Here is a 22,851-nt window from a genome sequence, read left to right as displayed (position 1 = left end):
GATGAGCCACTATCCCCTGAACAAGGGCGTCAATAAGCCGGTCGAATTCAAAGGGCTAGTCGGCAGCAGGTACATTTTCATGCTACTCGGGGGCTTGGCGGCGTGTTCTTGGGCTATATCACCCTCTACGTCGCCGGCTTGAGTACCTACTTAACGCTGCCCCTAGCGGTTGGCGGTGGCTTCTTCTGGGTTACTCGGGTGTTTTCGCTCAGTGCCAAGTACGGCGAGCACGGGGCCATGAAGCTTCAGGCCAAAAACCGGCAACCCAAACGCATTGTGAATCGCACGCCCCGCTTGTTTAAGAACCTGCAACGATGAGTGAACTACTGCAACCTGCTGCCACGCTCGAAGAGAAGCAGCCGATCTACAAGGTGGAGTCGAACTGCCTCATCAGCAAGAACGCTGACGTGACGGTGGCCTTTCGCCTGGGCCTGCCCGAAATCTTCACCCGCTCGCAGCAGGACTACGCCAGCATGCAGGCCCATTTCAGCAAAGGCGTTCGCCTATTCCCGAATCATACCGTGCTGCACAAGCTGGACGCGTTCGTCGAAGACAAGTATGCCCCGGGTTTCGAGCCGGACTCTACGATGCTTTCGCACGCTTACCAGCAATACTTCCACGAGCGGCCCTACCTCCATCACTACTGCTATCTGTTCATCACTAAAACCGCCTCTAGTCGCGACAACTGGAACAGTCTGCAAACCCTGCTCTCTCGGGCTAGGATCGTGCCTAAGGAAATGATGAGCGAGGAAACGCTCTCGGAGTTCTTTACCGCCGTGGGCCAATTTGTGCGGGTGCTGACGGATTCCGGGATAACCGTTACGCAGCTGAGCGATGATGAGATTTGCGGAACCGAAAGCACGAGCGGCCTGCTGAAGAAGTATTTGAGCTTGGACTTTCGCGACCACGCCCCCACGGTAGATATCGATTTCACGGAGGGGTTGAAGGTGGGCGCCAAGTCCTGCTGCTGCTTCTCGCTAGGGCACCTGGATGATCTGCCCGCCGCTTTACACACGGACACCAAGTATGGCCCTTTAAGCAAGGACAACTCCCCGTTCTACGTGGGCTTTGCCGCGCCGCTGGCCCTGCTGCTGCCAGTGAACCATATCTACAACCAGTATATCTTCCTCGATGACCACAAGAAGACGCTCAAGAGCTTCGAGAAGAAGCGCGACAACCTCAATGCGCTCTCGCTCTACTCGCGCCAGAACGCCATCAACAAGGAGTTCTATGACCAGTACCTGAACGAGGCCCACAGCTTCAACAAGCTGTCGGTGCGGGCCCATGCCAACGTGCTGGCCTGGACCGAGAACCCCCACGAGGAGAAGGCCCTGCGCGAAACGGTGGGCGCGGCCCTCACGTCGCTTAATTGCGCCGCCCGGCAGAACACGGTCGATATCGGAGCCTTGTTCTGGGCTGGCATTCCGGGCAACGCCGGCGACTTCCCCAGCGAGGAAACCTTCTACACGTTCGAGGATGCCGCCACCTGTTTGTGGAGCACCGAAACCAACTATCGCGACTCCAGCAGCCCGTTTGGTATCAAGCTCTCCGACCGCCTCTCGGGCAAGCCGGTGCACGTGGACTTGTCGGATGAGCCCATGAAGAAGGGCCTCATCAAAAACCGCAACAAGTTTGTGCTCGGCCCCTCGGGCTCGGGCAAGTCCTTCTTCACCAACGGCATGGTGCGCCAGTACCACGAGCAGGGCGCGCACGTGCTCTTGGTCGATACCGGCAACTCCTACAAGGGACTGTGTGAACTCAAAGGTGGCGTCTATTTCACGTACGAAGAGGCTAAGCCGATCAGCTTCAACCCCTTTTTTGTCGTTGGAAAACCCGACGTGGAAAAGCGCCAAAGCCTGCACACGCTGATTTTGACGCTCTGGAAATTTGCCGACGAGAAAGTAACGCAATCGGAATCGGTGTCGATCTCGAATGCTATCGCGCAGTACTACCAGCTGCTCGAAACAGATTTATCAATTGAAGCCAGCTTCAATACGTTCTACGAATTCCTGCAAGGCCCTTACCGGGACCACTTGGAAACGGTGAAGGTGCGGGAAAAGGATTTCGATTTGCAGAACTTCCTCTACGTGCTCTCGCCCTACTATCGGGGCGGCGAGTACGACTACCTGCTCAACTCGCAGAAGCAGCTCAATTTGACTCAGGAGTCGTTTATCGTCTTTGAGCTGGATAACATCAAGGACCACCCGATCCTGTTTCCGGTGGTGACTCTGATCATCATGGACACTTTCCTGCAGAAGATGCGCCAGCTCAACGGCGTGCGCAAGATGATCTTGATCGAGGAAGCTTGGAAGGCGCTGGCCACGGCCAACATGGCCGAGTACATCAAGTACCTGTTCAAAACCGTCCGTAAGTTCTTCGGCGAGGCCATTGTCGTCACGCAGGAGATCGACGATATCATCACCAATCCGATTGTCAAGGATACAATCATTAACAACGCGCACTGCAAAATCCTGCTGGACATGAACGACTTCCTAAGTCGTTTTGATGATATTCAACGCATGCTGAGTTTGTCAGATAAGGAGAAAAACCTAGTGCTTTCCATCAACCGCAACAACCGGCCTGGCCCTAAGTACAACGAAGTGTTTATTTCCCTGGGTGGGCGTATCTCGAAGGTGTACGGGGTGGAAGTGTCGAAGGAGGAGTACGTGACTTACACCACCGAGCAGACTGAGAAGATGCCCCTCTTTGCCAAGGTGGAGTCGGGTATGACCATGGAGGAAGCCATCCAGGTTTACGCCGAAGAACTACGGCAAGCCAGTTAACCTAACCTAAAGGCTGCAATCATGATGTTTGATCCACTAAAGAGAATAATAAACCAGATTTTGGTTTTAGTTGGTTTTTCGCCTAAGCAACAAGGGCTCGCTACCGACGAAGAAAGATTTAATGTGAGAATATATAGTAGGCTGTTGAATAACAATGAAGCCATTATATACTCAACGCCAAAGCTGAAATTGCAGGGACGTTTCATAAGGGGAAATCCGGACGGTAGTGAGGATTTGGTTAAGCTCAGTCCTACTGGCTACGAGTTTATTGAATCGCTTCGGGGCCCGGAGAAGGAAAGTTCGCTTATCTCTTGGCCAAAAAGGGTAGCAACAGTTTCTAGCCTAATGCTGGATATTGTAACTCTTATAGTGCTTTCTCTCCCCTCGAAGCGCAGAGATTAAACAAGCAGAATCCAGCTTAAATCGCCATTACCCCCACCCCTATGAAAACCACTGCTATGTTACTACTAGCCAGCTTGGCGCTGGCGTCCTGCGGGGAAGATGCCGCCTCGAAAAAGCTGGCCGCCGATACCGAGGCCCGCGTAACGGCCTCCATTCAGCAGCTGCTCACGCAAGCCGGCGACAAGGCGGGTACTACGTCCTATATCAACGTGGTGCACAACTGGTATCAGAGTGAGGTGCCCAACCTAGTAAAGCTCAATCCCAAGACGGCGACTATCTACCAAACGCATGCGGCCATCCTGCAGGAAGTTGCGGCCAATGAACCCCAACTGGTAAAGCATGCTATCGTGACGCCCGAGCAAGCAGAAGGCATTCGATCCGGCTATAAAAAGCTAGTCGACGAAAGTGCCGCCCGGGTGCAGGAGCTATCCGCTTTGGCGACGAGTAAAACCACGATGAGCGAGGCCGAGCAACTCAAGTACGTGTCGGATCTGGCTGAGAAGCAAACCCATCATCTGGCTCTGGTGAAATACTACACCAAGAGGACTGCCAATACGCTGGCGCGCAAACAGCAGGATGAAACGAACAAGCGCCTTATGCGCAATATGTGGGGGCACGATTAGACGCATTTCCTAACTAAGCTCACTAGAGACATCCAGGGTATGAAAAAGACACAGATTTTCCTGTGTGTGGCCGCGCTTTGCCTTTTGGGTAAACCTGCCGCGCAAGCACAAGCAGTGGTTTCCGCCCCGGTCTTGGAGGGAACCAACTTCATTCAAACCGGTTTGCAGGCCACGTTGAAGGCGCTCAATACCACGGCCAATAAGCTGGTCAATAACGGGGTCGTCGAGCAGGTGCTAACGAAGGGCTTCACCGAAAAGAACATGCTGCTGGCCAAGAACTGGTACGACGGGCTGATGCAGGTGAGCAATACCATCAAGACGTACCGGCGGGTGCAGCACATTTTCGAGCGACAGACCGCCATTATCACGATTTACTCGAATTACATCGGCAAGTTCAAGCGAGATCCCAACCTGACGCCAGTGCAGGTGCAGGGGATGGTGCGCGGCTACACCGTGCTGATTCAGGAGTCGGCTTCTTACCTAGACGATCTAACAGCCATTGTCTCGCCGCTCAAATCCAAGATGACGGATGCTGAGCGCATGGAACTCATTGATGCCCTCGATGACAAAGTGACCCACCAGTACGATCTGGTAAGCTACTTCACGCGTCGCAACATGGCTCTTTCAGCGCAGCAGAGTAAGGCTAAACGGGAGATGCAATTGATCAAGGAACTCTACGGCTTGGCCAACTAAGGATGAAAAAGCTACTCCTTGTTTTGCTGCTCGCCTTCCTGCCTAAGGTGGTACGCGCTCAATTCGTCGTGTCGGTACCTATCGCCGAAGGACAGGCCACCAAACAGGCTACCCACCAAGGGTTTCTGACCACGCTTCGTGCAATTGGTAATACCATCGTCAAGAAGGGCACCAACCAGCAAGCCATTATCAAGCGTCTCACGGACCAGACGGCGCAGATGCACGAGGAATGGTATTCGAGTTTGCTCCAGATCAATTCCGTCGTCAAAGACTATCAGCGGGTGAAAAATATTTGGAGCTATCAAAGTCGGACGCTTGATCTCTACGCGCAAAATATGAGCCAGCTGCGCCAGAGTCCCTACCTGACGCCCGCACAGGTGCAGGGTATGGTCAAGGGCTACACCGTGCTGCTCGCGGACAACGTAGGCCTGCTCGATGAGCTGACCGTCATTCTTACCCCCAACGCGGCGAAGATGACGGATGCGCAGCGGCTCAAATTCATCAATAAGATTTCCGATAAAGTAGTCCACCAGTACCAGCTCGTGGCCTACTTCACTAAGCGCAACCAGGCTATCGCCGCGCAACAGGGGCAGGCCGTCCGCGAATCACAACTTCTCAAACAGCTCTACGGGCTCTCCAACTAATGACGACGATGCATCTGCTTTCTATCCTGCTTCAGGTATCCCTTCCGGTTGAGTCTCTCAATCAGCTCCTCGACAACCTATACAACGAAATGCTGCCCCTGTGCTCGGACATGATTAATGTCGGGCGAGCAATTGGGGCTTGGGCGCCCTGGTCTTTATTGCCGGCAAGGTGTGGCGCAGTATGGCCGCGGCCGAGCCCATTGATGTGTTCCCTTTGTTGCGGCCTTTCGCTATCGGGATGGTGATTGTGTTATTTCCCTCCATGCTGGGCATCCTCAATGGCGTACTCGGTGGTATTGCCAGCGCGACCAACTCGGTCGTGCGGGTGCAGAATCAAACCATTATTCAACTCAGAGACCGTAAGGCAGCCCTGTTAGCGGCCCGTCCAGAGAATGCGGCCTATGAGAACGACGATGCGTTCGAGAAAGAGTTGGGCGCCAAAGATGCGCTCGACTTTGGGGGAAAGGCCGCGCTCTATTTCAACCGCATGGCCTACACCGTACAAAAGGATTTTCGAGAATGGATGCGCAATGTCCTGGAACTCTTTCATGACTCAGCCGCGCTGGTCATCAACACCATCCGCACCTTCTTCCTGATTATTCTCTCTATCATCGGCCCCATTAGCTTCGGCTTCGCGATCTGGCCAGGCTTCGAAGGCACCCTGACGAACTGGATTTCGCGCTATATCAACACTTTTTTATGGCTGCCGGTAGCCAACATCTTCGGGGCTATTACGGCTAAGATTCAGGTGATGATGCTCAACCTCGACATCACGCAGATTCAAGCCGGTGGGAATATGGAGGTAGCCGATATGGGCTACATGATCTTCCTAGTAATTGCCATCTGCGGCTACTTCACGGTGCCCTCGGTTGCGGGCTGGATCGTTGCGGCTTCCGGGATGAGTAATGTCTTGCGCTTCGCCACCAATAAGGCGAGTGGGGCCGCCAACACGGCGGCGAGTGTGGCCGGGGGGCCGCGGGTCAGCTAGCCGCCCGGAGTGCGAACGTGGCCGGTGCCATGATGGCTGATGTGCGGCACAACACCGTGCCCGGTACAGTAGGCAATCAGGGCTACAAAAACACCAACACGGCGGCTTAATCGACCACAACCATGTTCCGATCCCTTAAAAATATTGACTCGGCCTATCAGCAGACGAAAACGCTGGCCCTGCTCTTCATGCTGCTCTGCTTCTCGGTGGCCGCCTACGCCATCTACGCGGCCCGCCAGACGGCAGCGGCGGCCCAAGGGCGCATCTACGTACTCGACCAGGGAAACCTGCTGGCGGCTGTCTCGCACAACGTGAAGGAAAACCGGCCTGTCGAAGCCAAAAACCACGTCAAGCGCTTTCACGAGTACTTCTTCACTCTCGATCCCGACGCCAAGGCCATTGAGTACAACGTGAGCCAGGCACTGTTTTTGGCCGACGAAAGCGCCCAGCGAGCCTACGAGAGCCTCAAAGAGAACGGCTACTACAACAACCTGATTCAAGCCAACATCAGCCAGGATATTAAGGTCGACAGCGTCAGCATCAACGCGGCCACCTACCCCTACTACGCTCGTTGCTACGCGCATCAACAGGTGATCCGGGCTTCGACCAGCACGAGCCGCCAACTGGTTTCCGAGTGCTACCTGCGGGACGTCTCGCGCTCGAGCAATAACCCGCACGGCTTTCTGATGGAGAAGTGGCGGGTCATCCAAAATAATGACCTGCGCACCGAGCGCCGCTAAGCTTCCCCTGCCATGGCTACTCCTTCTAAACCAACCCAAGAACTCACCATGAAGCGCCGGTTGCTGCTCTTCATCCCGGTTCCCACCTTTATCTGTTGCACGTTGCTCTTCTATCTGGGCGGCGGTGGCAAAGGCGTGGCCGAAGCGACAGCTGCCTCTAGCCCCGGCACCGCGGGCATCAATACCTCGCTGCCTGCGGCCAGCAAAAGCGCGTTGTTTGAAAACAAGCTGGACGCCTACAAAGCCCCCACGACAGCACGCAACGCGACAACCGCCTCGCCTTTACGCCGGTCGGAGAAGTTGGCGAGGTAACGGGTCCCGCTTCCGCTGGAACCAATGCAGCGGGCACGACAGCTACTGGTCTCAATTATGCCGTGCAGCCCGAGCAACCCTCCCAACGTTTCGACCCCAACCAAGATCCGAACGTCACCGCCGTGCAAAGCCGGATGCAGCGCCTGCAACAGCAGCAACAGGAGCCGGAGCCTTCCCCCTATTCAGGTAGGAGCTATGCCAGCAGCCGCCGGGATGATGACCAGGAGCGGGCTTACGAGCCGGCCCGCTCGGCGAAGGATGTGGAGCTCGAGCAAACCATCAAAGAACTGGATGTTCTGCGGCAGCAGTACGAGAAGCGCTTGCTCGCCCTCAACTCTCCTGCAACGACTACTCCAGCAGCAGCCCCCGCGCCAGCGGCGAAGAGTACGGCCACTGCTAAGCCGAAAGGCATGAGCGTGGTGACGGAAGTACAACCGACGGTGGTTACCCGCCTCGGCAGCCAGGCCACGATGGGTACACCGGTTGTCGTGGTGAATTCGGGCAACGCTTTCCACGGTTTAGGGGAATCCACAACGGGCCAACTGAATGCCGTACCGGCCGTCATTCATGAGGATGTCGTCGTGACCCAGGGTTCAACCGTGAAAATGCGTCTGCTTTCCGATGTGCAGCTGGAGGGACGCCTTATCCCGCGCAACAGCTTCCTGTATGGCACCTGCCAGATTTCTGGTAACCGCCTCACCATTGAAGCGACGTCGGTGCAGTATCAGAACAGCGTGCTTCCGCTAAGCTTGAAAGCCTACGATATGGACGGGGGAGAAGGTCTCAATATTCCCGGCTCCCTTAACCGTGACGCCGCCAAGCAAGGCCTGGCCAGTGGCACGAGCAGCGCCGACCTGCTCACTATGTCGCCTAGCCTAGGCGCCCAAGCTGCTGGCATTGCGCTACAAACGGGCAAAGCCTTGGCCGGTAAGAAAATTAAGCTGGTCAAGATTCATCTCAAAGCCAACTATAACCTGCTGTTGAAATCATGAGACTACTTCTTTCTCTTGCCAGCTTCGGCTTCTTCGCCCTTTCGGTATCGGCCTTGCCCGTCATGGCTCAAAAGTCTATGGCGCGTCGCTCGATGACGCCGGCGCAGTTGATGGGTGATTTCTCGGCTACTCCATCGCCCCCAGCGGAGCCGGCGGCTCCAGTTGCCCTGACTCCAAAAATGCTCGCCCTCGGGGAACAAAACTACATCGGTTCCTACCATCTGGGTGTGGGCTTTCAGAAAACCACCCACTTGATCTTTCCCTACGCTGTGACCTACGTGGACCTGGGCAATGCGGGCATCATTGCCGATAAGGCGCAAGGGGCGGAAAACATCGTTAAGCTGAAAGCCAACCAGCAAAGCTTTCCCCAAACCAATATGACGGTGGTCACGGCCGATGGGCGGTTGTACTCGTTTTTGGTGGACTTTGAGGCCAATCCCCGGGTGCTCAACTACAACCTGACCAGCGGCACGGGCGAGGCCTCCCCTACCCTGCCGCTGGCCTTGTTCTCGAACCTGAGTTTGACGCAGACGGAGATGGAGAACTACGCGCGCATCGTACTCAAGAAGAAGCGCATGCTGCACACCAAAGAGGTAAAGCATGATATTACCCTGGCCTTACAGGGCATGTACACGAAAGATGATCTGTTCTTCCTGCCCGTTTACATGCTCAACAAATCCAACATCCGCTACGATGTGGACTTCGTCAAATTTTATATCAGAGACAAGAAGCTGGCGAAGCGCACCGCTATCCAAGAGTCCGAGGTGGTGCCGCTGTTCGTCTACAATGCCGGGCAGACGGTGATTCCGGGTCCGGGTGGTATGGACCAGGTGTACGTGCTGCGTAAGTTCACCATCCCTGACGATAAGAACCTGGTGGTGGAGATGTTCGAGCGCGGCGGCGGCCGTCATTTGACGTTCAACGTGAGTAACGAGGATATTCTCAAAGCCCGCAAGTTGAAACGGTAAAGCCCCTTTTCCAGTGGAATCAAGGGGGGTATGGCGCATTGCTATACCCTCCTTGATTTATGCACCAGGGCTTATCGGGTTGGATTTCGTATTTTAGGTGATCTGTTGTTTACGCTGGCTTTCGCTTGATCGAGTTACCGCTATGCGCAAGGTCCTGATCGTTGTGGCTACGGCCATCTTTCTCTATAGCCCTTATGGGCCCAGCTGGGGGCAGTTCGCCGTCAACATGGCCCTGGTTCTCTGCCTCTTCAGCTTCTACAGCAAAGGCCACCCGAAGCGGCGTTTCTACGACGAAGAGCAAGACTCTAAGTAAAAAGCTATGTTTTCCACTTTCGACCCTCTATTGTTCGTGCGGATCTTGGGCGGATCGTTTGTATTCGGCTACCTGGTCTGCCTACTGCTGAAGGAAGTCTTCGGCTACAACATCAGTCGGCGTAAAGACAAGAAATAGCGATGCAGGCCAGCATCTTGTCTACATAAAGCCTTATCGAACAGTGCGATAAGGCTTTTTCTTTGAAGTGATTAAATATATCGGCACCCTGTTTGCAGGGGTTTGATACCATGTCAAGCAACCTGATTTGCCAGGAAATTTAAATTACTAACCACGTAACTTTTTGCTGCTACGCAGTAGCTTTTCCAGCGCGGCGGGTGGCAGAGGCTTATCGGCATTGGGATAATTTTGCAATTCTTTTATTAAAGCAGCTTCCGTTACTTCCTTGAAGAAAAAAGCTGGTTCCCAATATTCGGCCTGCTTAAGTTTCATGTACGTTTCACGTGTGACGGCCGTGGTAAAGGACACCCACAAGGTCTGCTCTTCTTCCACTATAGGCGGTGTTTCTGCTACGAGTTGAGTGGTACCCTCTGCTTGAGATGGCTCGATGCGTTCAGTGATAGAAGCTAGTACCTTGTTGCCGAATTTGGGTTTGGTTTTGCTCTCGCTCATAGTCGGGAAAGTATTTCAGTGGTGAGGGCCTCGTAGTCCTGAGCTCCGGCAGACTGGGGTGCCCAGTTGTAGATGTTTTCTTTTTCGATTTGTGCTTCAACTAAACTTACGTTCGGCCGCACTGTAGTGCGCATTACCAAGGGACCAAACACAGGATGAGCCTCAAGCAAGTTGACCATGTCGCGCTGGGCCCGGCGGCGGTCACTGCGGTTGTATTGAGTGAAAAACAGCCCTCCTATCTTCAGCTTCTTGTTGAGCCGTTTCTGCACGTGCTGGCATACTTCCAGTAGTCCGACTAAGCCTTCGATGCCATAGTATTCTGGCTGGGCAGGAATAAAGACGGCATCGGCTGCGGTTAGGGCCGCGTAGGTCAGCTTCCCAAGCCCTCCGGGGGTATCGATCAAGCAATAGTCAATATCCTCGACTTCGTCGAGCACTTCTTTAAGGGCAAACTCGGCCCCCGGTTTTTTGCTGATACGCTCCTCTACTTCGGTTAGATCTATAGCGCTTGGCACTAGATAGAGCCCTTCTCCTACTTCCTCAACAACGTCTGACAAGCTAGCCTGACCGAGCAAAACGGCGCCTATCGTTTTGCTTTCGGGAGCCCGATAAGCAAAGCTCTGCGACAAGTTGCATTGGCTGTCGCAATCCACTAATAGCACTGACTTGCCTTGCTGCGTGAGCGCATATGCCACATTCAAGCAGGACGTGGTCTTACCAGTGCCCCCCTTATGATTGGAAAAAACAATTGTTTGCATAGGCGCAATATATATCATTCTAACAATTACAGCAATATGTAGAATAGACCCTATTTTGAAAATAGTATGATTTCTTACCATTACAATAATTGTGACAATTGTTGTAATGGTAAAAACGATAATAACGGCACAATTTATCATAACGTGATTAGGAAGTGTTAACAGTCGCGGAGCCAGCGCACAGTTGCTGCTACGTGAATAAAGGCCAGGAAATGCACATCGAGTTGGTCATAGTGCGTGGCTACGGGCCGGTATTGCTTGAGGCGGCTGAAAAGCCGCTCGACGAGGTGACGCTGGGCGTAGCGGGTGGCGTCATAGGCCCGCGGGTGAGGGCGCTTACGCCGGGGCGGAATCACGGCGCAGGTGCCGCGGGCAACCAAGGATGCCCCCAACGGGTCGGCGTCGTAGCCGCGCTCAGCGAGGAGGTACGCTGGGGCCAGGCCCTCGAGCAAGGGCCTGGCCTGCGGGGCATCGTGCCGGTGGCCGGCCGTCAGGCAGCCCCGCCCGAGCCGGCCGCGGGCATCCGCCACGACGTGCACCTTGCTGCACAAGCTCCCGCGGCTGCGCCCGAGGGCTTGTGGACCGTTTTTTGCGCGCGCCGCTCGCGTGCTGGTGCACCCGCACAGTGGTCGAGTCCACCAGGAGTGTGTGTAGGGCGTCGTCCTGCTGCACAGCCGCAAAAATCCGAGCCCAGATGCCGGTGCGGGCCCAGCGCTGGAAGCACGTATACGGGGTGTGCCAGTTGCCCCGCTCTTTCGGCAGGGCCCGCCACCGCGCCCCGTTGCGGGCCAGCCAGAGCACGGCTTCGACAAACTGGCGGCTGTCGCGCCCCCGGCAACAGCGGCGCTAACCGCGCCCATTGCCCCCCGTGAGCATCTTTTCCATGACACTGGTTAACAGCTCCTAGTAGTAACAATTCATACAATGTTGACAATAGTTATAATAGCAATAATTATAACAACATGCACAATGTTAACAGTAGATACAATAGTAATAATAGGTGCAATACTCACAATAGACATAATATCAACAATTGTTACCATTAGGTCTATTGTGGGTATTGTTGTTTTGGTCGAGTTCAGCAGGGTGTTAAGGAATTCTCTGCTGCCAATTAACAACTACACATTAGGCAAGAAGTAAGCATTGAAGCCTTATACCCGTGTAGAGACAAGAGAGGGCTTTCTGTTTCTGTAGCATGATATGCTAACCCAGACCCGATTTTAAACTAGACTTTTAACGCAGGACTACATTCTCCTTTTAATAAGAAAACCTATCCTCCCGATACTTGTCAAGCATGAGAGCAAATTACACGGAAGTAAACGCCCGCGGTTCCGAGCTGCCGTTAGGTCGGTAGGGGAGGAGTCATTCCCTTTAGCACTGTCCCAGGCGATCAACTCAGGGTTTAACCAGCCACTGCACACCCTGCGAGTCGGTTTCCTGCCGGAAGCCGGCGGCGAGCCAGACCCGAGCCATATTTTCTTCGAAGGTGGCATCCGTGATCAGCTTGCGTTGACGCATGGTTTCGTACATGGCATGCACATCAGCGAGCGTGTGCCTCTCCTGCAGCGATAGTCCCGGGACCACGGCCGCCCGCTTGGGATCCTCTGCTTTCCGCACCTGCCGGCGGTAATCCTCCAGCAGGTAGCCTTCCACCAACGCCTTGTAGATGGCGCCTCCCACTTTCTTCACCTTGCCGGCGGCTGCTTGCCGGCGCACGTAGGCCACGACAAAGTACACGTATCCTTCGTCGTAGTAGCCGCTTGCCAGCTGCGTCTTGATGCCCGCCAGGCTTTTGGCCGCGATGCCTGCTTCTAACAGCGTGGCTTCCCAGCCGGCTTCCAGCACTGGGGTAGCCGGCTGGGCGCTGGCGGCGGGCTTAAAGAGAAAACTGATGTGGGTAATTGTGCGGCCCTGCTTTTCCAGCTCGTAGGTGAAGGCCATGTCCGTTTGGGCTAATTCGGCTTTAGCCCGATCCAGGATGCGCGCCTTGAAGTTGGTGAAGCGATCGTACTCCTCTTCCAGGCCCAGAATACTTTTCAAGTCGGTTAGCGCCATCACTCGTTTGCCGAAGGCCGCGTACTCGCGCAGCAGCAAATAGATGCGGTAGGCATTGCTGCTTTTCAGCTTGAGCAGCTCGGTTAACTGCGCCTTGGTGAAGTTTTCCCGCAGTTGCAACAGGTAAGGCATCAGCAGGTCGTTGAAGCGAGCCTCCACGACGCCTTCCCGGTGCTTGTATTCGGCGAAAGCCAGCAGCGGTAGAATCGAGAAGTCGGGTTTGCTGTGGCGGCGCGCGGCGGGATCCAGCTTCTCGATAAGCAGGGTACGGGAAGCGAAGTGCTTGAGGGTTTTGCGCACCAGCTCGTAGGTGGAATTGCTGGAGCTGTGGCCCATCAGCTCCCGAACCGGAATCCGGCACACCTGAAACTGCGTGTCATCCCGGCCAATACGCGAGAGCAGCGCCAAAAACAGCCGCGACTCGGTGGTGTTCAACTCGAACCGGGCATTGATCAGGGCATTGTGTTGCACGATCAGCGGATGGACCGTGCTATCCTTCGTTACCAGCGCACCTTGCTTCATGAAACCAAGGTAAGTAAAACCCGCTCATTGTGCTACAGATTTTATGAAGTGTAGCTATATAACCCCTTTTTGGTAGTTGTATCTGCCGATTCCGGCCCCTTTTTAGTAGCGCTACTACCCCTTTTTTGTAGCAACTCACCCCCTTTTTGTAGTTGTATCACCCCTTTCTTGTAGCACTATTGTGAGTTAAAGTGCTTTTTATCAGCTATTTGCAACGGCCGTAAACTAGGTAAACTTTCTTAAAAGAAGAAAACAACTAGTTTCTTGAGCTGTCTTTTCAGTTAAAAACAGGAAAAGGAGCATGGTTTGCCTTTCTTAGCCCCGGGAAGCGGTAATAAACGCATTCGCGGCCACCCCTTTTTTGAAGTCATATGATTGAAGAAGGGCCGCTGGCGCCGTGTAGGCAAGGATTTATCGGGTTAGCAGTAAGTGCTAACTATCCAGCCGGCACCCCTTTTTTGTAGCTATATGCTTTAAGGCCTTGCCCGAACATATTCCAGGTTTACCTCACGCTTAAACGTTTTGCTACCAGCGAAAACATATAGCTACAAAAAAGGGGTGGCTAACGATCCTTTTGCCTTCTCCAGGGCGGGTAAAGCCAAGCAGCGATACAACTACAAAAAAGGGGTAAAGCCTACCTCTACTATCTTGGAGTGAACCGACGGCAGAGGGTGCGGTAGGAAACCAATCGTTGTTGTAATTGCACTGCACTAGTTCGCGCCCGCTACTTGATTTGGCCACTGGCTTGGCCAAATCAAGTAGCGGGTAGCAAGGCTTGTTGGCAGGAAGTAACTTATAAAACCTATTAGTTCGCCGCGGCTGAGTGTAGTTGCTTAGCGCAAGCCCTGCATTTTCAGGAATAGGCCGCCCGCGTTCTTGGTGGCCTTGATGCGGTCGGTTTTGAGCTTGTAGACAAAGGCGAATAAGGCATCGAGGTGCTTGGGCGACTGGAGAATCTCCTGCACCAGCTTGGCGTCGGCAATGGCCAAGGTCTCGAGGTGCTTGCGCGCGATCTGCACTTTGGCGTCATCGGCCTCTAACTCGAAGGGAATGGGCAGCTGCTGGGGTAGCTGGGCGTTGACGTAGAATTTAATGCTTTGGTAGGAGCGTCCCTTCTTGAGCAGCTCGTACTTGACGCGCAAGTCGGTGTGCTCGTTGATTTGGTTGGTGGCCACGTCGAGCACGTACTTCTGCAAAGCCGAGATCTGGGCGTACTGCTCGGGTTCTTTGCCGGCCAAATCTTTGAGTCGGAGCATAGCCTTGAACTCGTCCAGACTGTAGGTCTTGGTTTCCCCAACGTCCTTCCACTGCGAGGCCAGCTGGTAGATGCGCTTGGCGTACTTGCTGCTCAAGCTAAAGGCGGCCTGCAGGCGGTAGGACGTGAAGTTGCTTTTCAAGTCGATCAGAAAAGGCCGCATGCGCTCGGAAATCTCCAGCTCTATGGTGCCTTCCCCTTACGGTAGAGGGCCGAGGCCAGCAAACTTACTTGCAGCAAGCTCTTGCCGTTCTCGATGTGGTAGACCCGGCTGTTTAGATTCTCAGTGGATTCAAGCAGTTGCTTGTAGTTCCAGGTCCGGCCCGTTAGCTCCATCAGCTCCTGCACCCGAATTTCATAAATGGTGCCCGCCTTGTCTTGCTTGGTTAGCTTGGAGAGCAGCGAAAAGACGATGTCCATCTCGCAGGCACTCATTTCGTAGCGTGCTGTCGTCAGCGCATTATGCTGGCGAATTTCTAGGGGAGGGTGGGGTCGGGCGCGCTCATACCTGCGGCGGGGATGGTATAAAACAAACATACAGTTTAAATCACAAAGTAATAGAGGTAAAATCATCTTCTATCAATAAGCCGGAGAGAGGAGCTGTCAACTGACTTATAAAATCTATTAGTTGAACTTATAAAATCTATTAGTTCAGTGGGCTCGAGAAGGCTTTTGTGACTTATAAAACCTATTAGTTCGACTTATAAAATCTATTAGTTGAGTACGCTTAGATAACTCCGGGATCGCATTCTGCGTCGACTTACAGCAGTTTCCCCAGTATTACCGCGGATTATTGCCGCACATAGGCAAGCTCGAAACTTGTTGGGCAATAGTGGGATTAGCTTTTTGAATTCTAAAGCAAGGGCCTGAAAGCAAGGGTGGCTGCTACTCACTACATTTTCCTTTCCATTAGCTAAGCCCATCTCCAATAGAGAATTCGCTGCGTTTAGCTTCGAGCAGGCCGCAAACTGTCAGTATGGGAGTGGTCAGTGAGAAATCAGGAGTTTCTAGGTAGAACTGCCGCTGACCAGGGCCAACTTTTAGCTATAAGACTATTATTTGGCAGCTAGTTGGATTGAGTAGGGGAGTGGCACCGGTCAGAACACCTGGCATGAGGGCAGCAGAACCTTTCTTAGCTTATAAAACCTATTAGTTCGCTTCGGTTGACTCGGGAGTAAGTTCAGACGCTGGTAAAAGAATAGGTTTTATAAGTTGCTTCTTGCTCTGCGAATAGCTAGGGAAGGCGAGTAACAATAAAAGCAACCTATTTAAGTAATCTAGAACAGCGCACTCACGGCTTGAACTTATAAAATCTATTAATAAGCCGCGTAGGCGAAGATTATAAACTATAGGTGGGGGATGAGGAAGGTGATAATAGCAAAAAAAGGTAAAAAAATCATAGAAAAACACAATCCCTGTTTATGCTTATTTATACCTCCCTTTTTGTTGTTTCCCTCTCGTCCCTCGTTGTCACCTTCTCTTTATCAGCTTTTGTACTCCTACATCAACAAGTTTGTGAGTATTTTAGGTATTTATAGTATTTGCAGGAGCTACAACTTTCTGTACTACAGTGGTTTAAGGCGCTTCAGTAATAGGTTTTATAAGCTAATCAATAGGTTTTATAAGTGTAGTAATAGCTTTCATAAGCGTAGTAATAGGTTTTATAAGTTCAAGTAATAGGTTTTATAAGCTTATTAATAGTTGTTTGTTGAATGCCTATTAATTACCTGGCCAATCCCGAACTAATAGATTTTATAAGTCAGTACGGCGGAAAGACCACGCTTATGGTCAACGATGCCCCTTTTTCGTAAGAGTTGGTAGTCTTACTATCTATTTCTTCCGGCTATTTGCTGCTAGCCTATTTTTTACCGCGCTTGGCCCGGGGCTTACGCGGCAAGGGAGCTGAGATGTACTTCATCAGTTCCAGGGCAAACTCGGCATCCCGCACCCCACTCGTATCCTCCAGGTCCTGCAGGGCCAGCACCACGTAAAAATCATCGCCCTCACTCCCGGCCACTTGCGCCCGAAAAGCCAGGGTATAAAAGGCGGCCGTATCGTAGTCGGTTTCGGCTAGCAACTGCTTCTGCTCGCCGAGCAGATAGTAGCGGTCGGTGACGATGTTGGTGTGCAAGTACACGCTGCCCGCGGGCTGTTCGCTTCGCAAACGGCCGAGCAACTCGGCAAAGTCGGCGCCAGTGAGGACGGGATTCTCTTCCATGAGAAGACAAGTGTAGCACTTTCTGGCCACTGAGGCTAGTAGACAAAGTTAAGAAATAGGTTTGGCCGGGTCTTCCCCGATGAGGCATGTGACCAGCTGTACGGCCCCCTAAAAGTCGTTTGCCCCCGCTATCCCCACCTGTAGAGGGCAACGGTTCACGTCCCGCCGCCCGGGAGCTAGTGGGGCCAAGCGCAAGCGGCGCCGCCAACTCGGCTCTGGATCGTTCGTACGCGCAAGCGTGTTTCCCGCTGACCTTGCTAGACGATGTCCACTTCCTACGCTGCATTCCGGGCCCTGCCCTTCCTCGCCCAAATCGAGTTGGTGTGGGACGAAGGCCATCATCTGGCCACTAGGTATGAGGGGCCACATACGCTCGTGCTCTACCATATGGCCGGCGACTTCTTCGTGGAGATGTTCTACAACCACATCGATAACGTGCTCCAGGAGCAGCTCCGAACCTTCGTGAGTTCGGCCTTGCTGGCGCCGTATGCTGCCTCCATCAACTTAGACGATTTAACCCGGCCCTAGCGGACCCGTGCCCCGGCGGGTGGTCGAGTGGTCGCGGCAGCGTGCCTGCGCACCGTTTCTGCCTTTGGATGCGGAAAACGAGAAACGAAAGAACGTGCTAACCAGATTGTCCAAGGCATGAGCGGTTCAACATTGCACGGGTGGCACCGGACGTTCTTTGCCCTATACTCCTCCTTGCTTAACAGCTAACATAGAAAACAGCATCTAAACGCACCCACTTTTACATATTTTGCGCGAAACCTCGAAAAGCAGTGTAAGTACAGGCTGAAATCCCGCGTCACTTTTTACAACAAATTATGTAATATACAACTTTATTTACAAGTTAGTTGGCCAATTCATGTAGGATACCGTATACTTGCAACCCACTAGTTGTTGTCTTGCTATGTGCCAACTCGCATTCCTACCCGTTACCCGTCAGCCGGTCTGGCTGCGCTTTTTTGAGTGCCGGGTGCCGGCCGGCTTTCCCTCGCCCGCCGACGACCACCGGGGCGTCAAGCTCGACTTGAACCGGCTGCTGTTGCCCCACCCCGATTCCACCTACCTCGTGCGGGTGATGGGCGACAGTATGAGTGGCGGCGACTCCGGGATCCGGGACGGGGCCCTGCTGGCCGTGGACTGCCACTTGCAATACCAACCCGACGATGTGGTCATTGCCGTGGTCGAGGGCGAGTTCACCGTCAAGCGCCTAGTCAAGCGCGGGCCGGATTCGTGGTGGCTGGTACCGGACAATCCGGCCTACCCCGAAAGGCAGATCACCGAGCCCGATTCGTTTGACGTGTGGGGCGTCGTCACCCACGTCGTCACCGAAACCCGGCGGGGGCGCCTTTCGAGCCATGTTCGCGTTAGTTGACTGCAACAACTTCTACGTGAGCTGTGAGCGGGCCTTTCAGCCCCACTTAGAGGGAAAGCCCGTGGTGGTGCTCAGCAACAACGATGGCTGTTTGATTTCTCGCTCCGCCGAAGCCAAAGCCCTGGGGCTGCGCATGGGCGAGCCCTACTTCCAAGTCAAAGACCAGCTGCAACGCCACCAGGTGCGGGTGTTCTCCTCGAACTATGCCCTCTACGGGGATATGTCGGGCCGCGTGATGCACTACCTGAGCTCGAGGGTGCCCGACGTGGAGGTATATTCCATCGACGAGGCCTTCCTGGACTTGCGGGGTATGGAGCGCTACCACGGTAATCTGGCTGCCTTCGCGCAGACCCTGCGCCAGCAGGTCCGTAAGCGCACGCATATTCCCGTCTGCATCGGCATTGCGCCCACCAAGACCCTGGCCAAACTGGCCAACCGTGTCGCCAAGAAGGTGCCCACCTTAAATGGGGTGTTGTACCTGGATTCCGAGCCAAGGAGGCAGTGGGCCTTGGCGCAGGTGCCAGTCGAGGACGTATGGGGTATAGGCCAGCAGTACGCAACCAAGCTCCACGCCCAAGGCATTACCACGGCCGCCCACCTGGCGGCGATGTCGGAAGGATGGGCCCGCAAGCATTTGGGTGGGGTGGTGGGGGCCCGGCTCGTGCGCGAGTTGCAGGGCGTGCCCTGCTTGACCCTGGCCCCGAGTGAGGACGGCACCTTGGCGCGCCAGAGTATTGCCTGTACCCGCACCTTTGGCAAACCCTTGTCGGCGTATCCCGACGTGTTGGGGGCCGTGGCCGCCTTCACGACGCGGGCGGCCGAGAAGCTGCGCCGGCAACACTCCGCCGTCCATTTGCTCACGGTTTTTATCAGCAAGAACCGCTTTGGCACCGAGCCCCCGCCCTACACCTTTTCTACTACGCTGCAGCTGCCCGTAGCAACTAGCGACACGGCCGAGCTGATTCGCTATGCTCGCACGGCCCTGAAGCGCCTGTGGTTGCCCAACACGCAGTTCAAGAAGGCCGGCGTCATCTTCGACGGCCTCGAAGCCGCCGGCCAGCAGCAGCTCAGCTTGTTCGAGCCCACGGCCAAGATTAAACAGCGGGACCGGCTCATGGCCGACCTCGATCAGCTCAACACCCGCTACGGCACGGGCACCGTGGGCTTTGCCGTGGCGCAGGTCTACAAAGGAGCAGCCGGGGTGGAATGGGCCGGCCGTCAGCAGCAGCGCACCCCGGCCTACACCACCAACTTCGAGGAGTTGTGGCACATTCAGATGGATGGCCCGCGTCTGCCCCGCCGCCCGTAGCCCTTCCTGTTCTGTTCCTGCCTACCCTTACTTGCTATGGAGTCGAATGCCCGTTTTGTCTTAGGAGCCCGCGTAGCCGATGCGACGGCGGACCCCGTCGTGTTTCACTTTCAGCGCGACCTGTTCGATACGCAGCCCGCCCAAGTGATTATCTCCCGCAATGCGTGGCAGCTGCTTGGGCCTGCGCAGGCGGCCGGCTACATCATAGACCGTTACCTGATCGAAAACCCGGAAGAGGAGCAGCGGGTGGGACGGGAAGTAGTAACGTATTGCGTGCGGCACGCCTTGGGGCTAGTGGATGGAACCTAAGCCGGGGATCTACAGGTGCGGAGAGGAGCACTAGCCAACGAGCTAGGGGAGGAGTGGACGGGCAACACGGGTCAAGCTGATCGGTGGAACGAGGGTTGCGCTTCGTTACTAAACGGCTTCAAAAGGGCCAAGCTTAACCTGAGGGCTTGTTTCTTCCCTAGAACCTTCCTCCTTGAAGGCCAGCTTATGTAACTCGGTATCTCTAACGCCTAGGTTAGGCTATAGGGTGGGGAGAAGCCGTATCAACTGCGCTTCGTCGGGAAAGAAGAATGCGCGATTGCAGTACCATGAACAGGGAAAGTATGTTCTGCGAACGCCTGCTTGTATAGATGACAGCTATCCTCTGTTATATTAAATTAAATGTATATACTAGTGAGCATTTCACTAGTCCTCCTTCCTGCTTGCCGAAGCGATTATGCTCCCCTTCCACCTATGGTTCAACTGGTATCTGCAGCGAGTCCAACGGGCCTTCTGCCTGAGCTTCTTGGTTTTCGTAACCGTTGGAGTCACGGCCTGCGCACAAGTCCCCACTTGGCAAACGGCGTTAGTCCTCAACCGTACGCTCGTCAATGCCACCGCTACCGATGAACAGGGCAACGTGTATATCGTTGGCTCTTTTTCTGGTGCTCTTACCTTGGACAGCATTACGCTGACGCCTACCAATTCCCGTACCAAAGCTGTGGTGGCCAAGTGGAGTACCCGTACCCAGCGCTTTGTGTGGGCTTACCAACTTGGGAACCCGAAAGACGTCGTGGCGTCGGCCATAGCGGTACGTGGCCGGGAAGTCTACGTCGCCGGTGGATTTTATGACACCCTCCGGGTAGGGCCCGCGCGCTTGGTAAGCGCAGGCCGCGATGACGTGTACATTGCGAAACTCATCGATCAGGGTCCGCACGCGCACTTCACCTGGGCTCAACGCGCGGGGGAATGGGCATGGACCGGGTAGCAGGCATGAGGGTTACTAGCCGTCAGGTGTATGTCACCGGCTTCTTCAATCATACGGCGGACTTTGGGGATACCCACCTGCGCAGTGCCGGCCAGGACGACGTGTTCGTAACCAAACTGGCCGATCACGATAGCACCAGTCGCTTTGTGTGGACCCTGCAGGCCGGGAGCCCGGGTGCTGATCAAGCCACGGCCATCGGCGTGCAGGGCACGAATATCTATGTTGCAGGCGATTTCGAGCAGACCGCTCGCTTTGGTTCCCTCAACCTGACTAGTGGGGAGGGCGCAGATATCTTTATCTCGAAAGTGGAGGATCGGGGGCCAAACGCCCGCTTTGTGTGGGCGCAGCGCGCGGGTGGTGCGCAAGGCACTGATCGGGTGAGCGCCTTAGCGGTGCAGGGCAACCGCGTGTATATCGCGGGGCATATGGGGGCAGCAGCGCGGACTTTGGACCGACGGTACTAAAGAATCCTATCGAGGAGGCGTATAGGGCATCGGCCGTATTTATTGCCAAGTTGACTGATGCGGGAAGCACGAGTCGCTTTGCGTGGGCGCAGGGTGGGGGGGCGTAGCCGGCTCGCTTTACGCCCGAGCTGAGGCCCAGAAGCTAGTCGTCGACGGGCCAGACCTGTATGTGGCCGGTACGTTCACCCAAACGGTCGAGTTAGGGAATACCCGGCTAACAACGGCCCAAAGCGCAGAGGCCAAAAACCCGGGTAACTCCGACGTGTTTATTGCCAAGCTCCACGATACCGAAAAGGCCGGGCGCTTTGTCTGGGCACAGCGCGTAGGCGGGCCCGAAGATGAAGGAGCCACCGCGTTGGTCCTCCAGGATCAGCACCTGGGTGTGAGTGGGTATTTCTTTAGTGATACGCTGGCCATTGGCACCCGGCGGCTGGCTAATCCGCCTGCCGCCGGGCTCTCGGCGTTCTTCGCCACGCTGAGCTTGGCGCATTGACTTCAAGAAGAAGGAGGCTATTGTGCTTTTAGGTAGAAGTTGATAGGAAGGCCGGTCGGCTTTGTACGGTGGCTGAAGCAGCTGACGGGCTTTTTTAGCGTTCTCGCTGTCTGCCTCGCAGTTTAAGTGCCCTAGAAAGGAAACCTAAAGCGCATTCTTTGTAGGGCTCTCCATCCGGTCGACCGTCTGCCAGAGGTTGGGTAGAAGGATGCTCGCTTCCTGCTCACGGTTACCGGGAAAAGGTAAGCGGGAATATCACCTCTTGCCCGCGCCCGGCTCGAATGCGGCTGCCATGATAGGGATTAATCTCCAGGGTCAGGCAGGGCGCTTCCAGCGTGCGTAAAAAATGAAGGACCGGGGGTAAAGAAAACTGAAAGCGGGTATTATCGCCTTTCACCGTCATATGGGTGGCCGCCTTGTTGGAGTGCATCTCACAGAAACCCGTGTGCGTAAACAGCAGGAGCGATTTGGCGCCCGCGTGCGGCGTGAGTTGGGCGAGCCATTCCTGCGTCTTTACGTAGACGAAATCCGTGAGTTGGCGGGTGCCCGGCAACAAAACCAGCGCGGGCAGATTGGCGCGTCCTCCACCGGCCCACTTACGCAAGTCATTCTCGGCTTGCATGATCCACTGCCACGCAGCTCCCGTTGCCGTGCCTTCCGGGTTTTTCGCGTACCACTTGAATCGTTCCGGCTCCCCAACCCGGCTGGTGCGGATACAATGCAAGGTCCCGATTCCGGTGGTGATCACCGCCCCGTCCACCGCCCGGGTGTGGCGCCGTTCTAAGTACTGCTGGTGCTCCTGTTGGCCATATTGGTAATCATAGACGGGCCAGGTGATCATGGTGAGGAGGCGTAAAAAGAGGAGTTGCTAAGCAAGGTAAAGGGTTCAAGGGAAGGTGGGTGCCGGCCCCATTGCGCAGGCAGCGGTAGGAAAAGACCGTTCAAGCAAGGGATAGGCGGGCGGGCCTGCCGAAGACGTAGTGTTTGGAACGCTCCCACTATGAGAGAGATGAATTTTTGGCAATTAATTGTATTATCTACTCATTATCAATATTT

Annotated in this window: 26 protein-coding genes and 4 pseudogenes; 20 read left to right on the top strand and 10 right to left on the bottom strand. The window is 54.7% G+C overall.

Going from position 1 to position 22,851, the window contains the following annotated elements:
• Position 1 precedes the first annotated feature (1 nt).
• The 13 genes and pseudogenes from MUN86_RS28505 to MUN86_RS31535 all read left to right on the top strand — a co-directional run bounded on the left by MUN86_RS28505 (position 2) and on the right by MUN86_RS31535 (position 9,596).
• Positions 2–318: pseudogene (locus MUN86_RS28505) on the top strand (DUF4133 domain-containing protein).
• Positions 315–2,783 (top strand): TraG family conjugative transposon ATPase, encoded by a 2,469-nt coding sequence (locus MUN86_RS28500; protein WP_245127423.1) that lies wholly within the window; start codon positions 315–317, stop codon positions 2,781–2,783. The pseudogene MUN86_RS28505 and the gene MUN86_RS28500 overlap by 4 nt, the downstream one beginning before the upstream one ends.
• Before the next feature lie 21 nt (positions 2,784–2,804).
• Complete coding sequence (locus MUN86_RS28495; protein WP_245127422.1) at positions 2,805–3,185, top strand: hypothetical protein; 381 nt, start codon at positions 2,805–2,807, stop codon at positions 3,183–3,185.
• A 41-nt stretch (positions 3,186–3,226) separates the two neighbouring features.
• Positions 3,227–3,808 (top strand): hypothetical protein, encoded by a 582-nt coding sequence (locus tag MUN86_RS28490; protein ID WP_245127421.1) that lies wholly within the window; start codon positions 3,227–3,229, stop codon positions 3,806–3,808.
• Positions 3,809–3,847: 39 nt separating this feature from the next.
• On the top strand, positions 3,848–4,501 hold the full coding sequence (locus tag MUN86_RS28485) for a hypothetical protein (RefSeq protein WP_245127420.1): 654 nt from the start codon (positions 3,848–3,850) through the stop codon (positions 4,499–4,501).
• Positions 4,502–4,503: 2 nt separating this feature from the next.
• Complete coding sequence (locus MUN86_RS28480; RefSeq protein WP_245127419.1) at positions 4,504–5,145, top strand: hypothetical protein; 642 nt, start codon at positions 4,504–4,506, stop codon at positions 5,143–5,145.
• Positions 5,145–6,133 (top strand): annotated as a pseudogene (gene traJ / locus MUN86_RS28475) (conjugative transposon protein TraJ). Before MUN86_RS28480 ends, traJ begins: the two are co-directional and overlap by 1 nt.
• Before the next feature lie 122 nt (positions 6,134–6,255).
• Positions 6,256–6,873 carry a conjugative transposon protein TraK gene (gene traK, locus MUN86_RS28470; protein WP_245127417.1) on the top strand — a complete coding sequence of 206 codons (618 nt, stop codon included), beginning with the start codon at positions 6,256–6,258 and terminating at the stop codon, positions 6,871–6,873.
• A gap of 12 nt (positions 6,874–6,885) precedes the next feature.
• Complete coding sequence (locus tag MUN86_RS28465; protein ID WP_245127416.1) at positions 6,886–7,185, top strand: hypothetical protein; 300 nt, start codon at positions 6,886–6,888, stop codon at positions 7,183–7,185.
• Between the two features lie 62 nt (positions 7,186–7,247).
• On the top strand, positions 7,248–8,177 hold the full coding sequence (gene traM / locus MUN86_RS28460; RefSeq protein WP_245127415.1) for a conjugative transposon protein TraM: 930 nt from the start codon (positions 7,248–7,250) through the stop codon (positions 8,175–8,177).
• Positions 8,174–9,145, top strand: coding sequence for a conjugative transposon protein TraN (gene traN / locus MUN86_RS28455; RefSeq protein WP_245127414.1), 972 nt, complete (start codon positions 8,174–8,176; stop codon positions 9,143–9,145). Before traM ends, traN begins: the two co-directional genes overlap by 4 nt.
• Before the next feature lie 142 nt (positions 9,146–9,287).
• Positions 9,288–9,458 (top strand): hypothetical protein, encoded by a 171-nt coding sequence (locus MUN86_RS28450; protein WP_245127413.1) that lies wholly within the window; start codon positions 9,288–9,290, stop codon positions 9,456–9,458.
• Positions 9,459–9,464: 6 nt separating this feature from the next.
• On the top strand, positions 9,465–9,596 hold the full coding sequence (locus MUN86_RS31535) for a hypothetical protein (RefSeq protein ID WP_280640697.1): 132 nt from the start codon (positions 9,465–9,467) through the stop codon (positions 9,594–9,596).
• A 147-nt stretch (positions 9,597–9,743) separates the two neighbouring features.
• Here MUN86_RS31535 and MUN86_RS28445 read toward each other — a convergent pair whose 3' ends face one another.
• From MUN86_RS28445 to MUN86_RS28415, 8 genes and pseudogenes are all read right to left on the bottom strand, one after another.
• A complete protein-coding gene (locus MUN86_RS28445) occupies positions 9,744–10,088 on the bottom strand; it encodes a hypothetical protein (RefSeq protein WP_245127412.1) in 345 nt (114 codons plus the stop codon).
• The gene (locus tag MUN86_RS28440; protein WP_245127411.1) at positions 10,085–10,846 is read right to left on the bottom strand and encodes a ParA family protein; all 762 of its coding nucleotides are present in this window, start codon (positions 10,844–10,846) and stop codon (positions 10,085–10,087) included. The genes MUN86_RS28445 and MUN86_RS28440 overlap by 4 nt, the downstream gene beginning before the upstream one ends.
• 158 nt (positions 10,847–11,004) lie before the next feature.
• The gene (locus MUN86_RS28435; RefSeq protein ID WP_280640696.1) at positions 11,005–11,526 is read right to left on the bottom strand and encodes an IS5 family transposase; all 522 of its coding nucleotides are present in this window, start codon (positions 11,524–11,526) and stop codon (positions 11,005–11,007) included.
• A gap of 58 nt (positions 11,527–11,584) precedes the next feature.
• A pseudogene (locus MUN86_RS32580) lies at positions 11,585–11,647 on the bottom strand (hypothetical protein); the annotation flags it as partial.
• 594 nt (positions 11,648–12,241) lie between these two features.
• Positions 12,242–13,423 (bottom strand): replication initiation protein, encoded by a 1,182-nt coding sequence (locus MUN86_RS28425; RefSeq protein ID WP_245127405.1) that lies wholly within the window; start codon positions 13,421–13,423, stop codon positions 12,242–12,244.
• Positions 13,424–14,256: 833 nt separating this feature from the next.
• Complete coding sequence (locus tag MUN86_RS28420) at positions 14,257–14,679, bottom strand: hypothetical protein (protein ID WP_375379530.1); 423 nt, start codon at positions 14,677–14,679, stop codon at positions 14,257–14,259.
• Between the two features lie 117 nt (positions 14,680–14,796).
• Positions 14,797–15,098 (bottom strand): annotated as a pseudogene (locus MUN86_RS31530) (RepB family plasmid replication initiator protein); the annotation flags it as partial.
• Between the two features lie 1,438 nt (positions 15,099–16,536).
• Positions 16,537–16,896 carry a hypothetical protein gene (locus MUN86_RS28415; RefSeq protein ID WP_245127403.1) on the bottom strand — a complete coding sequence of 120 codons (360 nt, stop codon included), beginning with the start codon at positions 16,894–16,896 and terminating at the stop codon, positions 16,537–16,539.
• 264 nt (positions 16,897–17,160) lie between these two features.
• Here MUN86_RS28415 and MUN86_RS28410 point away from each other — a divergent pair, with 264 nt between their 5' ends.
• Positions 17,161–17,424, top strand: coding sequence for a hypothetical protein (locus MUN86_RS28410; protein ID WP_245127402.1), 264 nt, complete (start codon positions 17,161–17,163; stop codon positions 17,422–17,424).
• Here MUN86_RS28410 and MUN86_RS31525 read toward each other — a convergent pair.
• Complete coding sequence (locus MUN86_RS31525; RefSeq protein WP_280640693.1) at positions 17,410–17,538, bottom strand: hypothetical protein; 129 nt, start codon at positions 17,536–17,538, stop codon at positions 17,410–17,412. The genes MUN86_RS28410 and MUN86_RS31525 overlap by 15 nt on opposite strands.
• A 241-nt stretch (positions 17,539–17,779) precedes the next feature.
• Here MUN86_RS31525 and MUN86_RS28405 point away from each other — a divergent pair, with 241 nt between their 5' ends.
• The 6 genes from MUN86_RS28405 (at position 17,780) to MUN86_RS28380 (ending at position 21,795) form a co-directional block, all read left to right on the top strand.
• Positions 17,780–18,274, top strand: coding sequence for a LexA family protein (locus MUN86_RS28405; RefSeq protein ID WP_245127399.1), 495 nt, complete (start codon positions 17,780–17,782; stop codon positions 18,272–18,274).
• Positions 18,258–19,583, top strand: coding sequence for a Y-family DNA polymerase (locus tag MUN86_RS28400; protein WP_245127397.1), 1,326 nt, complete (start codon positions 18,258–18,260; stop codon positions 19,581–19,583). Before MUN86_RS28405 ends, MUN86_RS28400 begins: the two co-directional genes overlap by 17 nt.
• A 36-nt stretch (positions 19,584–19,619) precedes the next feature.
• On the top strand, positions 19,620–19,892 hold the full coding sequence (locus MUN86_RS28395) for a hypothetical protein (RefSeq protein ID WP_245127395.1): 273 nt from the start codon (positions 19,620–19,622) through the stop codon (positions 19,890–19,892).
• 415 nt (positions 19,893–20,307) lie between these two features.
• Positions 20,308–20,838: a hypothetical protein gene (locus MUN86_RS28390; RefSeq protein ID WP_245127393.1), complete on the top strand. Its 531-nt coding sequence runs from the start codon at positions 20,308–20,310 to the stop codon at positions 20,836–20,838.
• Positions 20,820–21,302, top strand: a complete 483-nt coding sequence (locus MUN86_RS28385; protein ID WP_245127390.1) for a hypothetical protein — start codon at positions 20,820–20,822, stop codon at positions 21,300–21,302. Before MUN86_RS28390 ends, MUN86_RS28385 begins: the two co-directional genes overlap by 19 nt.
• A gap of 82 nt (positions 21,303–21,384) precedes the next feature.
• Positions 21,385–21,795, top strand: coding sequence for a hypothetical protein (locus tag MUN86_RS28380; RefSeq protein WP_245127389.1), 411 nt, complete (start codon positions 21,385–21,387; stop codon positions 21,793–21,795).
• A 229-nt stretch (positions 21,796–22,024) separates the two neighbouring features.
• Here the strand turns inward: MUN86_RS28380 and MUN86_RS28375 are convergent, their stop codons facing one another.
• Positions 22,025–22,636 carry a hypothetical protein gene (locus MUN86_RS28375; RefSeq protein WP_245127387.1) on the bottom strand — a complete coding sequence of 204 codons (612 nt, stop codon included), beginning with the start codon at positions 22,634–22,636 and terminating at the stop codon, positions 22,025–22,027.
• Positions 22,637–22,851 lie beyond the last annotated feature (215 nt).

Origin of the sequence: Hymenobacter volaticus, from assembly GCF_022921055.1 — a bacterium.
In the GTDB taxonomy this organism is placed as follows: domain Bacteria; phylum Bacteroidota; class Bacteroidia; order Cytophagales; family Hymenobacteraceae; genus Hymenobacter; species Hymenobacter volaticus.
The sequence above is the reverse complement of the archived record's forward strand: the minus strand, read 5'-3'. Positions and strand labels throughout refer to the sequence as shown.